Annotated in this window: 14 protein-coding genes; 6 read left to right on the forward strand and 8 right to left on the reverse strand. The window is 54.2% G+C overall.

The annotated features are described in order from the left end of the window. Nucleotides 1-32: 32 nt before the first annotated feature. Nucleotides 33-1,193: an acyl-CoA dehydrogenase family protein gene (locus tag HBA55_RS18295; RefSeq protein ID WP_166994411.1), complete on the reverse strand. Its 1,161-nt coding sequence runs from the start codon at nucleotides 1,191-1,193 to the stop codon at nucleotides 33-35. Between the two features lie 196 nt (nucleotides 1,194-1,389). Here HBA55_RS18295 and HBA55_RS18300 point away from each other — a divergent pair, with 196 nt between their 5' ends. Beyond that, complete coding sequence (locus tag HBA55_RS18300; RefSeq protein ID WP_166994413.1) at nucleotides 1,390-1,863, forward strand: DM13 domain-containing protein; 474 nt, start codon at nucleotides 1,390-1,392, stop codon at nucleotides 1,861-1,863. A gap of 84 nt (nucleotides 1,864-1,947) precedes the next feature. Further along, nucleotides 1,948-2,184: a hypothetical protein gene (locus tag HBA55_RS18305; RefSeq protein WP_166994415.1), complete on the forward strand. Its 237-nt coding sequence runs from the start codon at nucleotides 1,948-1,950 to the stop codon at nucleotides 2,182-2,184. A gap of 1 nt (nucleotide 2,185) precedes the next feature. On the opposite strand, the gene HBA55_RS18310 is transcribed toward HBA55_RS18305, so the two are convergent. Beyond that, a complete protein-coding gene (locus tag HBA55_RS18310; RefSeq protein WP_166994417.1) occupies nucleotides 2,186-3,517 on the reverse strand; it encodes an NAD(P)/FAD-dependent oxidoreductase in 1,332 nt (443 codons plus the stop codon). A gap of 100 nt (nucleotides 3,518-3,617) precedes the next feature. On the opposite strand from HBA55_RS18310, the gene HBA55_RS18315 reads away from it, so the two are divergent. Further along, complete coding sequence (locus tag HBA55_RS18315) at nucleotides 3,618-4,547, forward strand: LysR family transcriptional regulator (RefSeq protein WP_166994419.1); 930 nt, start codon at nucleotides 3,618-3,620, stop codon at nucleotides 4,545-4,547. Between the two features lie 6 nt (nucleotides 4,548-4,553). Here the strand turns inward: HBA55_RS18315 and HBA55_RS18320 are convergent, their stop codons facing one another. Then, nucleotides 4,554-5,870 carry an NAD(P)/FAD-dependent oxidoreductase gene (locus HBA55_RS18320; RefSeq protein WP_166994421.1) on the reverse strand — a complete coding sequence of 439 codons (1,317 nt, stop codon included), beginning with the start codon at nucleotides 5,868-5,870 and terminating at the stop codon, nucleotides 4,554-4,556. 103 nt (nucleotides 5,871-5,973) lie between these two features. After that, nucleotides 5,974-6,717 carry an enoyl-CoA hydratase/isomerase family protein gene (locus tag HBA55_RS18325; protein WP_166994423.1) on the reverse strand — a complete coding sequence of 248 codons (744 nt, stop codon included), beginning with the start codon at nucleotides 6,715-6,717 and terminating at the stop codon, nucleotides 5,974-5,976. A gap of 216 nt (nucleotides 6,718-6,933) precedes the next feature. Between HBA55_RS18325 and HBA55_RS18330 the strand changes: the two genes are divergently transcribed. From HBA55_RS18330 to HBA55_RS18340, 3 genes are all read left to right on the forward strand, one after another. Next, nucleotides 6,934-8,508, forward strand: coding sequence for an arylsulfatase (locus HBA55_RS18330; protein ID WP_166994425.1), 1,575 nt, complete (start codon nucleotides 6,934-6,936; stop codon nucleotides 8,506-8,508). 30 nt (nucleotides 8,509-8,538) lie between these two features. Next, on the forward strand, nucleotides 8,539-10,248 hold the full coding sequence (locus tag HBA55_RS18335) for an AMP-binding protein (protein ID WP_166994427.1): 1,710 nt from the start codon (nucleotides 8,539-8,541) through the stop codon (nucleotides 10,246-10,248). Nucleotides 10,249-10,358: 110 nt separating this feature from the next. Continuing rightward, nucleotides 10,359-11,366, forward strand: coding sequence for an AraC family transcriptional regulator (locus HBA55_RS18340; protein ID WP_166994429.1), 1,008 nt, complete (start codon nucleotides 10,359-10,361; stop codon nucleotides 11,364-11,366). Between the two features lie 27 nt (nucleotides 11,367-11,393). Here the strand turns inward: HBA55_RS18340 and HBA55_RS18345 are convergent, their stop codons facing one another. The 4 genes from HBA55_RS18345 to HBA55_RS18360 form a co-directional block, all read right to left on the reverse strand. Next, on the reverse strand, nucleotides 11,394-11,945 hold the full coding sequence (locus tag HBA55_RS18345) for an NnrU family protein (RefSeq protein WP_166994431.1): 552 nt from the start codon (nucleotides 11,943-11,945) through the stop codon (nucleotides 11,394-11,396). A 40-nt stretch (nucleotides 11,946-11,985) separates the two neighbouring features. Then, nucleotides 11,986-12,426, reverse strand: coding sequence for a MarR family winged helix-turn-helix transcriptional regulator (locus HBA55_RS18350; RefSeq protein ID WP_166994433.1), 441 nt, complete (start codon nucleotides 12,424-12,426; stop codon nucleotides 11,986-11,988). 141 nt (nucleotides 12,427-12,567) lie between these two features. Further along, nucleotides 12,568-13,227, reverse strand: coding sequence for a DsbA family oxidoreductase (locus HBA55_RS18355; protein WP_166994435.1), 660 nt, complete (start codon nucleotides 13,225-13,227; stop codon nucleotides 12,568-12,570). After that, entirely contained in the window at nucleotides 13,224-14,216 is a 993-nt protein-coding gene (locus HBA55_RS18360; protein ID WP_166994437.1) for an NADP-dependent oxidoreductase, read from the reverse strand. The genes HBA55_RS18355 and HBA55_RS18360 overlap by 4 nt, the downstream gene beginning before the upstream one ends. Between the last annotated feature and the right edge of the window lie 43 nt (nucleotides 14,217-14,259).

Below are 14,259 nucleotides of genomic sequence, written 5' to 3' on the forward strand. Positions count from 1 at the left end.
CACGGAACCTGGTCATGAGTCGTGAATCCACGTTACAGCGAACGGGAAATCAACTCCTTCATGATCTCGTTGGTACCACCATAGATTTTTTGTACTCGACTGTCCGCGTAGAACCGGGCAATGGGGTATTCCCACATGTATCCGTAGCCACCGTGCAGTTGCAGACATTCATCGACGATGTCGCACTGCTTTTGCGTACACCACCACTTGGCCATGGAAACCTTTTCGGCCGTCAGCTCGCCGCGCACCTGCTCCTCAATGCACTCATTGACAAAGGTACGCATGATCGTGGCCTCGGTCTGACACTCCGCCAATTTAAAACGGGTGTTCTGAAACGACATGACTGGTTTGCCAAAGGCTTCCCGCTCTTTGACGTACTTGACCGTTTCCCCGATCGCCATCTCCGCAACGGTGGCGGCTGTACAGGCAATGCTGAGTCGTTCCTGTGGCAGGTTTTGCATTAATTGATAAAACCCCTGCCCTTCCTCTTCGCCCAACAGGTTCTCGCTGGGAACCCGCACATTGTCAAAAAACAGTTCAGAGGTATCTGCCTCTTTCAATCCGATTTTTTCGAGATTACGGCCCCGCTCAAATCCCGACTCCACTTCTGTGGTATCCACCAGCACCAGAGACACCCCTTTGGCACCTTGTGCGGAGTCCGTCTTGCACACCACCACAATCAACTCCGCGTGCTGGCCATTACTGATAAAGGTTTTAGCGCCATTGAGGATATAGCTGTCACCTTCCTTGCGAGCCGTTGTTTTGATCCCCTGCAGATCGGAACCGGCGCCGGGTTCGGTCATCGCCACCGCCCCCACTCGCTCACCCGTGGCCATCAGTGGCAGCCACTTTTTCTTTTGGTCTTCGCGACCGCAGTTCAGTAAATAATGCGCCACAATCTGGCTGTGAACGGTATTGCCACCACCTACAGATGCGGCGGCTCCGCCGCGGATCATGGCATCCAGAATAACCGCCTCATGGTAATAGTTGCCGCCGGCACCACCGTACTGCTCGGGGATACTCGCGCACAGCAACCCGGCCGCCCCAGCCTGCTTCCAGGCTTCACGGTCACACAGGCCGGCCTTTTCCCAACGCTCGCGATGCGGGTCAAATTCAGTTTTGGTAAAGCCGTGGGCGGCATCGTGCAGAATCCGCAGCTCATCGTCGATCCAGCGGGCATTGAGAATACTCATGGGTGACTCCTTGATGTCTACAATAAGTTCATGGTGATGGATTAGTGGTCATATGCCACTGGCTTGGCTGAGCAGATTTTCTGGCAGAAGTGGTTTGGCGGGCGATTAGAGTGCTCTTTTGGCACTTACTCACTGGGATTTCATTGCTATAAAGAGTATGAGAACCTAACCCAAAGTGACTGGGGATGATCAAGATATGAAAATGAACTGGGCTGTTCTTGGCTTAACACATATTGCGGCTATCGCTGTGGGGTTCGCTGCCGGCATCTATGCGTTGCCGATACTGATTGCGCCTCCGGCACCAAGTGAAGGTGACATTCAGGCCATGTCGTCGCAATCCGTCTATTCGGCACAGTTCACCAGAGAACTGACCGGCAGCGACGCCTTTCATTGGGGAGAGGGCAAGGTGTCGCTCGGCAATGACTACATTACCTTTATGGGCGAACTGGCGCCCGGCCCGGACTACAAACTTTACCTGTCGCCACAGTTTGTGGAAACGGAAGCGGAATTTGAACACATAAAATCATCAATGCTGCGCATCGGGGATGTAAAGACCTTTGAGAACTTTATCGTGAAAGTAGACTCAGGCACAGACCTGGCCGCCTTCAATACAGTGGTGGTCTGGTGTGAGACCTTTGGTGAGTTTATTACCGCGGCGAAATACAGATAGTATTAGCGCCTGCTACGTGATGAGCAGCTGGTGGGATTTTCATCTATACTGCCTAATGAAACGGAATACACTTGGAGTCGCACAATGACCCATCTATTTGCACAGAGAACCCTGGTCAATCTACCTGCAACCATTGACGAGATTGCTGACAGAATAAACGATTCGAACGAAGAAATAACACTGTGCTACTCCAATAACCCCAACCACTCACCCAAGGTCTGGCTGGAAGCCCCCAACTGCTATATCGATCCGATCTATGAAACCCAGGTCGATGAGGCCATCGACCTGCTGGACCAGATGCTGGGAGAGCTGCGGGAATAGCTTACATAATTTCGTCCCGAATCTTGTAGAACATCATTCCCAATGCCATTAGCTGCTGCCCAAACATGCGCCCGCCGGGGAACGGCCAGTGTTTGACCTTAGCCATAATGTCAAACCGCTCCGCCTGATTCTGAATCAACTCCGAAATGATACGACCGGACATATGGGTCGGCGCCACCCCATGACCGGAATAGGCCTGCACGTAATAAACATTGTCACTTAAACGTCCGAACTGCGGCACGCGGTTAAGCCCGATGCCCATGTGCCCTCCCCACTCATATTCCACCTTGACGCCACGCAACTGCGGAAACACTTTGTGCATACTGGCACTCATGGTGGCCGTGATGGACTTGGGATCCCTGGCGCTGTAATTCGACATGCCACCAAACAGTAGGCGCTTGTCAGCACTCAGGCGAAAATAATCCAATGCGGTGCGTTGGTCACAGACCGCAAAATCTTCGCTTAACACTGACTGCGCCAGTGCGTCACCCAATGGTTCGGTTGCAATCACATAGCTGCTGGCGGGCAGAATTTTTGAAGACAGCTTGGGCGCCAAATCAGGCGACAGCTGGCTCAAGTAGGCATTGCCCGCCAGTACCACAAACTTTGCCTTCACACTGCCCTTGGCGGTTCGAACGCAGCAGGTGTCACCGTACTCCAACCCAGTTACCAACGACTGTTCATAGATCTGCGCGCCCTGTGACTGGGCCGCTCTGGCCTCACCTTTGCACAAATCCAGCACCTGTACGTGCCCATAACCCATGTTGACCAGACCGCCAGTGTAACGATCACTACCGACCACTCGGCGAGTTTCTGCGCGCTCCAACCAGCGCACCTCCTCCGAATAATGTTTGTCCCGCAGTTCCTGCTGCCAGGCTTTAAGGTTGTCTTCCTCGCGAGAGTTACGGGCAACATCCAGGTAGCCCCAACGCAGGTCACATTCAATGTCGTACTTGGCCACTCGTTCGCGAATGATATTCACGCACTCGAAACCCATGTCCCAAAGTGCCTTTGAAGCACCGCGACCGAACTGTTGCTCCACTTTGTCGTGGCTGCCGGCCAGTGCTTCGCCAAAACCGCCGATAATCTGGCCACCGTTGCGGCCACTGGCTCCCCAGCCGATGCATTGGGCCTCAAGCAGCGCGACCTTGTATCCCGCCTCACTTAGCTCCACGGCCGTGGCAACGCCGGAGAGGCCACCGCCAACGATGCACACATCAACGGAAATATCTTGCTCCAGGCAAGCAAACGGGGCTTTGTCCCGCTGTGACGCCGCATAGTAAGAACGGGCATGTTCAGCGCTGTGAATAGGGCTTTTGTCCAGAAAAGTCATGGTTCACCTCAGTGCTCATTCATTTGCAGCCATTGTGCGCGGGATTTTATTATGAGTAAAATAGAAGTATTGGATCTGAATTATCAAAATATTAGATAAAATGAAAACCTTCGGTAACAAGGCCCTGCTGTCCTACCTGCACTGCTTTTGGCAGGTTGCCTGCCACCAGAGCTTCACCCGCGCGGCACAAAGCCTGCACATCAGCCAGTCCGCCGTCAGCTACCAGGTAAAGTTGCTGGAGCAACAGCTGGATGTCGCGCTGCTGGATCGGGAAAAACGACGCCAGATCAAACTAACCCCCGCCGGGCAGCTGTTGGCGGATCATTGCCAGACGATGTTTACCCAACTGCAGGAAACACTGGATACGGTGCAGGGCAAGACCCTCAGCGGCGAGATTAATATTGCCTCCACCTCCTGCTTTGGTTCTGTGATTATGGGACCGGTGATTTCCGACATGAAGTCCAGCTACCCCAACCTGCAAGTCAATCTGCATATTTCCGATGACCATGTGAATTTGCGCAGGGAACACTTTGACCTTGCCATACGCACGCTGACCAGCGCGCCAGGGCTGCACACTCAGGCGCTGTTCCGATCTCCGATGCGGCTGGTGTGTGGTCAAGGGTATGCCGAAAACCACGGCCTGCCACAATCCCTTGAACAACTTCGACAGCACCAGATGTTGTTGACCGAGCCGGAAGATATCGATTGGCGCTCACTGTGCGAACAGAAACCGGAGGTTCCGGTGGAGCCGCCCAATGTCAGTTACATCAGCACCACCTGGGCACAGCTGCACGCCATTGGCTCTGGTCTGGGATTGGGTTACCTGCCACTCTACGCCATCTATCGCGAATTGGAAAACGGCAGTTTCCAGCAGGTTTTGCCCAAGGTGTTTGCCGATTGCCATGTGGTGTTTTATTCCTGCACACCTCACCGCATCGAGCATAATCCAAAAGTGGAAGCGGTGATTGAAGCCATTCGTCACCGCGTGGAAGCGCCCGAGTTTGCAGGCATGTTCGAATGGTTGGGCTGAGCGTGTTTACTTGCGCGAAGCCCCAAGCATGTCCCTCAGGCGATAATACCAACTGCCCATTACCACGGCAGGTACTTTTAAATACTTGCCGCCAGGGAACGGCACCTGTCGAATACGTGAAAAGTAATCAAACCTTTCCGCATTGCCGGCGAGCATTTCTGACAGCAAACGACCGACAATATGCGTGGTCGTAACGCCGTGCCCCGAATACCCATGGGCATAGAATACGTTGCTGTCGCGTAAGCGCCCAACGTCCGGCATGCGACTGTAGGTAATGGCAAAGTTGCCACCCCATGCATAATCAATTTTGACGTCGCTCAGTTGCGGAAACACTTTGAGCATATCCTGGCGCATAGCCTCGGCGAAGTTTGCCGGTTGCGCGCCGCCATAGTACGACTTGCCCCCAAACAGCAGGCGCTTGTCGGCACTCAGACGATAATAATCCAGCACATAACGCCAGTCCGTATAACCGTAATCCTTTTTCAGCAACGCCGCCGCCCTTTCTTCGCCCAACGGCTCAGTGGCGATTACGAATGAACTGACGGGAATCAATTTGGCCTCAATGCTGGGTATCAAATTACCCAGGTAGGCGTTGCCGGCCAAGAGCACATAGTCTGCATTAACGCGGCCTTCTTCAGTATGCACAACCGGTTTTTGGTGAACATCCACCTTCGTCACCGGGGAATGCTCGTGGATAACCCCACCCAGGGATTCCAGCGCCCTGGCTTCGCCCAGGGCAAGATTGAGAGGGTGCAGGTGAGCACTGTTGGGGTCAAAGAATCCACCCACATAGTTCGAGCTGGCCACCAGATCCTGAACGCCCGGGCGATCCGGAATCAACTCCAGATCATCACGACCGCAGCGCGCCCAGACTTGACGTTCTTTTTCCATGGCGTGCAGTTGTTTTTGATCTGTGGCGAGTCCCACATGGCCGGGTTTAAAATCACAGCTGATCTGAAACTCCTCGATGTGCTGGCGAATAATGTCGCAACCTTCCAGCGCCATACTCAGATAGTTTTTGGCAGCGTCGAGACCAAAGCGGGATTCCAGTGCACCAATGCCGGAGTTATAGCCGATAATCGCCTGGCCACCGTTGCGCCCTGAAGCTCCCCAGCCGATGCGGTTGGCTTCCAGCAGTACCACCTTGTAACCCGCCCTGGCCAGATGAATCCCGGCTGACAGCCCGGTAAAACCTCCCCCGACAATGCACACATCGGCCTTGACAGTGCCTTGCAGGCCGGCTCGTTCAGAGTCGTCGTTGCGGCTGGCGGCATAGTAGGAGTTGGTGTGTGCCCGGCGGGCCGGTGATACTTGAGCATTCATAGACGGAACCGAGAAATGGATAGCCTGTTTGCCTCTATTCTCGGTCATCCGTCCTGTGGTTAAAAATAGTAATTTTGGATGGGCGTTATCTAATTATTTGAGCTTACTTCCGCTCGGTAAAGCGAGCTACCCGCTCCGCCATATCCGCACAGGCACCTGGGCTGTTGGTGTACTCGTAATCCAGACCGTCGTGAATGCGCAGCCCGTCAGTGGCTTCCAGAATGGATTTGCATATGCGGTGACTGTCGCCGGAGTTCCGAACCACACTTTGAGCATAGGCCAGCACCTCATCCCCCAGTGATTCCGGCTTACAGACCCGGTCCACCAGCCCCATGGCCAGCGCCTCTGCGGCACCCACCTTGCGGCTGCTGAACATCATGTCCTTGGCCTTGGCCACGCCGATTCGGCGCGGCAGCCTTTGGGTCATCCCCCATACCGGGCTTAAACCCCATTGGCTATGGGTATCGGCCAGAACCGTATCGTCGCTGACAAAAATCAGGTCTGTGGCAAGCGCCAGCTCCAAAGCCCCTGTAAAGCAGTAACGATGCACCTGCGCGATGACCGGGACCGGCAAGCTTGCCAGCGCTTCGAGGGTGGTCGCTTCATAGTCTGAATGATCCAGCTCCGTTCCTGTGGCAATGTCTTTGAGATCGTGACCGGCGGAAAACGCCTTGCCGTTGCCTCGCAAAATCACACAGCCTATATCGTCTCCGGCACTGGCGATGTCGTCCACGGCCTTGCGCAGCTGCTGAAACAGCTCGTGGTTCAGGGCGTTCAAGGATTCGGGCCGGTTGAGGGTCAATGTGCAAATTCGATTTTGCTGCTCTACAAGCAGTGTTTGAGTCATGGCAAATTCTCCGTCGGTATAGCGACCATGGTAACAATGTAGGTGCCGGCGCCCGGACTGACAATGTCCTCAATGCGCAATATTTCTGGCTGTTGAGGACAGTACACAGATCCATGATGCAATTGGGCCAGAAAAGCTGCTCAACCGGGCCATGGCGAGCGAACTGGGCAGTCGCTAGAGTAAGGACTGTAACTCACGCTGTAACAGGATTGTTTTATGGGGATTCTCAAGACTTTTTCGCGTCGACTGGCCGCAGGCGTATGCCTTGTGGCAACGTTGGCAGCCTGTACGATCGCCCAGGCCAAGGACAAACAGCCCAATATCCTGGTGATCTGGGGCGATGATGTCGGCATGTGGAATATCAGCGCTTACCACCGGGGCATGCTGGGCAGCCGCACCCCCAATATCGATCGGATTGCCCAGGAAGGTGCGCTCTATACAGACTACTACGCTGAGCAAAGTTGCACCGCTGGTCGTTCGGCGTTTATCACCGGCCAACATCCCTTTCGCACTGGTTTACTAAAAGTCGGTATGCCGGGCTCAGATATCGGCATTCAGCCTGAGGATCCCACCATTGCCGAGTTGCTCAAACCCCTCGGGTATGTCACCGGGCAATTCGGCAAAAACCACCTGGGCGACAAAGATGAATTTTTGCCCAGCAATCATGGCTTTGACGAATTCTTTGGCAATCTTTACCACTTGAACGCAGAAGAAGAACCGGAAACCTATTTTTACCCGAAAGATCCCGCTTTTCATAAGCGCTTTGCGCCACGAGGTGTTATCCATTCATACGCCGACGGTCGGGTCGAAGACACGGGTCCCTTGAATCGCAAACGCATGGAGACGGTCGACCAGGAGTTCGCTAACGCGGCCATGGGTTTTATGGAAAAGTCACAAAAAGCCGGCAAACCTTTTTTCCTGTGGTTTAACGCCACACGCATGCACGTTTGGACACGGTTGGCCGAGCGCTGGCGCGGCAGCTCGGGTTACGGACTCTACGCCGACGGCATGATGGAGCACGATCACCACGTGGGCCAGTTACTGGACAAGCTCAAGGCGCTCGGTATTGATGACAATACCATCGTGGTTTACTCCACCGATAACGGTTCTCAAACCAACACTTACCCCGATGGTGGCATGGAGCCCTTTAAAGGTGAAAAAGGCACTACCTGGGAGGGCGGCTTTCGAGCGCCGGCAATGGTCCGCTGGCCTGGCGTGGTGAAGCCAGGCAGTGTGATTAACGATGTCACTCACCACATGGATTGGTTGCCGACATTCCTGACCGCAGCAGGAGAGCCAAACATCAAGAAAAAACTGATGAAGGGCCACCGCGCTGGTGATAAGACCTTTAAGGTTCACTTGGACGGCTTTGACCAAACCCAAAGACTGACCGGCAAAGGCCCCCATCTTCGGCAGTCCGTTTTCTTCTTTGATGACAACGCCAATCTCAACGCGGTGCGCTGGAACGACTGGAAGGTTCACTTCGCCATTATGCCTGACGGCTGGGGTGGAGAACGCCAGCAGCTCAATATCCCCATCGGCATGAATCTTCGCACCGATCCCTTTGAAGTTTCCATGGACTCGGGCATGTACACCCGCTGGATGGCAGACAATCTGTGGTTGTTTGTACCGCTGCAGCAGGTTATCGGCAAATGGTTGATGACTTACCGGGAATTCCCGCCACGCCAGCCATCCGGCAGCTTCGCCATCGACAAAGTTCTGCAGCGTATGCAGATGGCCAGCGAGCAGGCTGCGAGAGCCAGGGCCATGGGTCAGCAAGTACCGCGTTAATCAGAATCAGGAAAAATGGAGCTCAACACTATGACAGCCCTCGCCCAATCCACAGCCCAACTGGGCCAGCTCCCCACGCCGCTGGAACGCTTGTACCACCACGAACAACAGCGCGGTGGAGAAATCCGTTTTGTTCAGCCATACCCGGATGGTCATCTGGAGAACATCAGCTGGCGCGAAAGTGGTGACCAGATCCGTCGAATGGCAGCGTACCTCAAATCTCTGAAGTTGCCCGAAGGCAGCCGTATCGCATTGTTGTCCGCAAACTGTGCTCACTGGATTCTGGCCGATATGGCTATCTGGATGGCCGGCCATGTTTCCGTTCCTCTATATCCGGTATTAACCGCCGACAGTGTACGCAAGATCATGGATCACAGCGAAGCTCAGGTTATTTTTGTGGGCAAACTGGAAGACTGGGACAGCATGAAAGCAGGTATTCCTGAGGGCACACATACCATTTCTCTGCCGCTGTCCCCCGAAGGCATTCAAACCCGGCAGCAATGGCAGCGGGTGATGGAGCAGACGCCACCAATGAGCGACAGCCCTGTGCGCTCCAGGGACGATCTCGCAACGATTATCTACACCTCAGGTACCACGGGAATGCCGAAGGGCGTGATGCACTCCTTTGCCACCATGGCGACGGTCGGCTCGCTGACCGGTGAGCTCTATGGTAATCGACAATCGGATCGTATGTTGTCTTACCTGCCGCTGGCCCATGTTGCCGAGCGGGCGGCAATTGAAATCAATCAGCTCTATGCCGGGTTCCCCGTTTACTTTTCCAACTCGCTGGAAACCTTTGCCGACGACCTGCGTCGCGCCCGACCCACGTTGTTTTTTGCGGTGCCTCGCATCTGGACAAAACTGCAGCAACGTGTGCTGGAACAAGTACCTGAACAGAAACTGAAACGGCTGTTAAAATTGCCGCTGGTATCACGCTGGGTAAAACGCAAACTGACCCGTGCTTTGGGTATGGATCAGGTGCGCATCGGTGTCAGTGGCGCGGCGCCTCTGTCCACCTCGTTAATGGATTGGTACGAGTCCCTGGGCATTACCATTTTGGAAGGTTACGCCATGAGCGAGAACTTTGCCTACTCCCACAGCACCCGCCCCGGTCAATCCAAAATCGGTTTCGTTGGCGTGCCCAGCCCGTTTGTGGATTGTAAAATTTCATCGCAGGGCGAAATCCTGATCAAGTCCCCCACCAATATGCTGGGTTACTACCTTCAACCGGAGTTAACAGCAGAGACGATCGATACCGAGGGCTACTTGCATACCGGAGACAAGGGCGAAATCGATTCACAGAACCGCCTGAAAATCACCGGTCGCATCAAAGAGATTTTTAAAACCAGCAAGGGAAAATACGTGGCACCGGCCCCCATTGAGGATTTGTTGCTGCGCAATACCTGGTTGGAACAAATCTGCGTAACCGGCGATAACCTGCCACAACCCATCGCCCTGGCGACCCTCTCGGCAGCCGCGGTGGAACGCTGCAGTTGCCCGGATTTTCGGCAACAATTGCAGCAGGCTCTGCAGCAACTGTTAAAAGACACAAACAGCCGTCTGGATAAACACGAACATCTCAGCGCTCTGGTATTGTTCCGACAATTGTGGACAGTGGACAACAACTTTATGACGCCTACTCTTAAGGTAAAACGTGCCGTTTTGGAAGATGTCTACCGGCCACAGTTTGACCAATGGGGCCGGCAGGGGGGAGCCGTCGTCTGGGCAGATGCCATGTGAATGGCGGCGTGTTCGGTCAAACAAGGGTGGAATCGATGTTTGACAATGCGCCTGCCGCTGGGGTCTACTGAGGATAACAACAACGCCAGAAGTGAAGCCCAGAGAAGAGCATGGAAATCGCCACGGTCCCGGTTAATTATGTGAAAGCGATGCTGGCATCTGCGGTACGCAACGGCTGCGATGGCTCAAGCCTTCTTGATCAGGCCGGCATTGCCGAGGAGCTGCTGGCCACGGAAAAAGCGAGAGTGCCGGCCACCAAGTTTGTGCAGCTCTCCCATGATGTCATGGACCTGCTGCAGGACGAAAACCGTGGCTTTCTTGAGCGCACCTCGCGCCCGGGCACCTTTGACATGATGTGCTACGCCTGCATTCATCGGCCCACCTTGGGACAGTTCTTGCGCCGCGGCATCGACTTTTATCATATCGTCAGCGACTGCTATGACCTGCAGCTGACTGTGGATGGCGACCTCGCCACCTACACCCTCACCCCCAAAGCCGGCATGGTTGACCCCGACCATTTTATGCTGCTGTGCCTGCAGGCTATCGTCCACCGCTTGTCCTGCTGGCTGATCGGGCAAAATCTGGGGCTGCAGGTCGTTAACTTCACACACCCGCGCCCGGCCCATGCCAACGATTACAATTTGCTGTTCCGCTCACCAATTCGATTTGATCAGCCTGACAACAGCCTTGTGTTCAGTGCCAATAAACTGGATCTGCCCAACCTGCAAAATGAAGAAAGCCTGGAGAAATTTCTGACCCTGCCCTCGCTGGCATTGATGTCACTGCCGGACTACGAAACCAGCTTACTCGACCGCATTCGGTTAATGATAAAAGGCAATGTGGGTGGTGAGTTTCCGGAAATAGAAGCGATAGCCGAACGCCTGAACCTGACACCCGCCACCCTGCGCCGGCGGCTGCGGCATGAAGGCAGCTCCTACCAGAAGATCAAAGACGATATTCGCAGGGATACCGCGATTTACCTGCTCGGCAGCGGGGCGCGCAGCATCGAGCAGGTGGCGGAGGATATTGGGTTTAACGAGCCCACCTCATTTTACCGGGCCTTTCGGCGTTGGACGGGGGTAACGCCAAGGGATTATGTCAAACGAACCGCCGGATAGCGTTGCTTCGATACACCGGCATGCCCATCAAATTAGAGGCACACCGGTAATGGTGCCGTGGAAGTAGAACAGCAAACCGTAAACAGAGAGCCCCACAACAACCACAGCTACATCCCAACCGACATTGACCGGTTTTTTCTGTTTGCCGCGACCACTCATTGTCACCAGCATAAGATCCAGCACGGCAAATATCGCGAAACTTAAAAACAGAATGGTGCTGGCCAGATCTCCATTCGCCAGCAAATGAGTCCCGCCCCACAAGAACAGGCCGATCAACATCGGGTGGCGCACCCAGCGTTTAATGTTGTTGGGCATATCAGCCGCTACCAATAACAGAATGGCGATGGGCATGGTAACCATGGTTAGCGTTTTGCCCCACGGGAGAGGGCTCCACAAATGGATATAACTGGCTTGACCGAAGCCGTAGATAATCAATCCCAACCCAACCACTGAGGCGAGACTGAACAGTATTTTGTATTTGGCCAGCCCCAGGGACTCCACCATTTTGGTTCGCAAAGGTGTCGAGGGGACAAAGTGAATGCCAAAAAAAATCAGTGTTCCAAGAATAAGCAGTGTCATGGTAACCACCTCCGCTGATTGGGGTTTGGATACGATAAATTTACGGGTTCGCTCTTTGCAGGTTTTCGACAACCTGATTGAGCACTTTCGATGCGGTTTTCAGGTCGGCTTTGGAAATCCCCTGGATCATGTCACCTTCGACCCCCTCCAGTAAGGTATCAACCTGGCTGAATTTCTTATTCGGCGTTAATCTGAGGTAGTTCACCCGGCCATCCGTTGGACTGGGAACGCGCTTGACCAACCCCTGGGTTTCCAGTTTGGAAATTGCGACCGATAAGGTCGCCGCTCTAACAGCAAGCTTGTCAGCCAGATCCTTTTGGGTAATGTTGGTCTCCCCCATCAATAATCCGACAATGCGCATTTCCTGATAAGTAATGCCCAGAGGAACGAGCCGGGCTTCGATTACCCTGCTCATCAAGCGTCCAATCTGGCCAAAGCGGCTGACCATAAGCTTGTGGCTGTCTGAAATAAAGTTGGCCATTAGGTTAGCTCTCAATCTCGATATTAGTTAGTCTAACTAACTATAGTTCCGAAAACAACCCCCCAGCCCTGCCCCCCATAAATACAGTCAATTTCACCGATGCACCGCTCTGTCGCCCTCAGAGAATCAATGACTCAATGCTTACCGCAGCAGCGCCGTAATTTCCTGTATCACATTGCCCAGTACACCTGCATCCTGGGCTCCGCTCACCGAATATTGCTGATTAAAGATAAATGTCGGCACAGCGGTAATGCCCATGGAGCGATAGGCGTTTTCCTCAATGCGAACTGCCTGGGAAAGCGCCTCGTCTTCCAAAGCCGCCATCGCCTGCTCACGACTGAAGCCATTTTGCTCAGCAATGTCTACCAGCGTTTCGGCGTCCGAAATATTCCTGCGCTCCTCGAAGTAGGCACGAAACAACGCCAGCTTAAGGGCTGTCTGCGTCCCCATTGCTTCTGCCCGGAGCAATAGTTTGTGCGCCAGAAAAGTATTGTAGATACGCGATTCACTATCACTGGTAAAGGTCACCCCCTCCTCGGCTGCCACCGCCCGCAATTGCAGGCGGTTGTGCTCAATCGTGGGCACATCCAGACCATATTTTTCAGCAATATGCTCATTCACGTTCTGGCCTTCCGGGGGCATGGCGGGATTGAGCTCAAACGGCTTAAAGCTCAATTCCACTTTGAGATCCGGAAATTGAGAAAGTGCCTTCTGTAAGCGCTGGTATCCGATGGTGCACCAGGGGCACACCACATCGGAAACCATATCGATCCGCAGTACCGACTGTTCGTCAAAACTCATAGCTCGACCATTAATTTGCCGGTGTTACCACCGGTAAACAACAGATTGATGCCTTCAATTGCGCTTTCCAGCCCGTGTAGTGTGTGAGCACGGTATTTGAGCTTGCCGGTCATCAGATATTCCGCCAGCTTTTGTGACATCTCAGGAATCTTGTGCCAGTGATCCGGCATGGCAAACCCCTGAATAGTCAGTCGCTTGCGGACAATATTGATCCAGTTGGGGCCGGCGGAAGGCGAATCGGTGTTGTAGTCAGAAATCATACCGCAGACGATGATGCGCCCATGAGCATTCATACGCTCGAACACCGCGTGCTGAATCTCTCCGCCAGTGTTCTCAAAGTAAAGGTCCACGCCATCAGGGGTGGCATCTGCCAGTGCTTGCCGCAGGTTGGCTGACTTGTAGTTGATGGCTTTGTCGAAACCAAGCTCTTCCTCCAGCCAACGGCACTTGTCATCGCTGCCCGCAGTACCCACCACACGCAAACCTTCGGCCTTGGCCAGCTGCCCGACCAGGGAACCGACGGAGCCGGCCGCACCGGACACCACTATGGTCTCCCCAGTCTTGGGTTTGCCCATTTCCATCAGCCCCTGATAAGCCGTCAGCCCCGGCAGAGACAGCACGCAAAGAATAGCCTCTGCAGGGATCTCGGCTGGCACGATATTCAAACCTTCGCCATTGCTGACGGCGTATTCTGTCCAACCAATAAGGCCGACCACACGGCTGCCCACCGGGAAGTCAGCATTGCGCGATTCCACCACCTCGCCCAGACCACTGGAGCGCATGACCTCGCCCAGACCCACGGGTGGAATATAGCTGTCGGTATCCGGCATCATCCAACCCTTCATGGCCGGGTCCAGTGACATATGGGTTTGCTTGACCAGAATCTGGCCCTCCTCCAGCTCCGGGGTCTGCAGCTTGACCACCTCGAACAGGTCCGGGGTAATGTTCAGAACAGGGCGCTTAACCAGCTTAACGGCGGTATATTCCATGGGATTGGCTCTCGTGAATAGGGGTAAACGTTAATGTCAGGTG

Source organism: Pseudomaricurvus alkylphenolicus (assembly GCF_011683955.1).
GTDB lineage: Bacteria > Pseudomonadota > Gammaproteobacteria > Pseudomonadales > Cellvibrionaceae > Pseudomaricurvus > Pseudomaricurvus alkylphenolicus.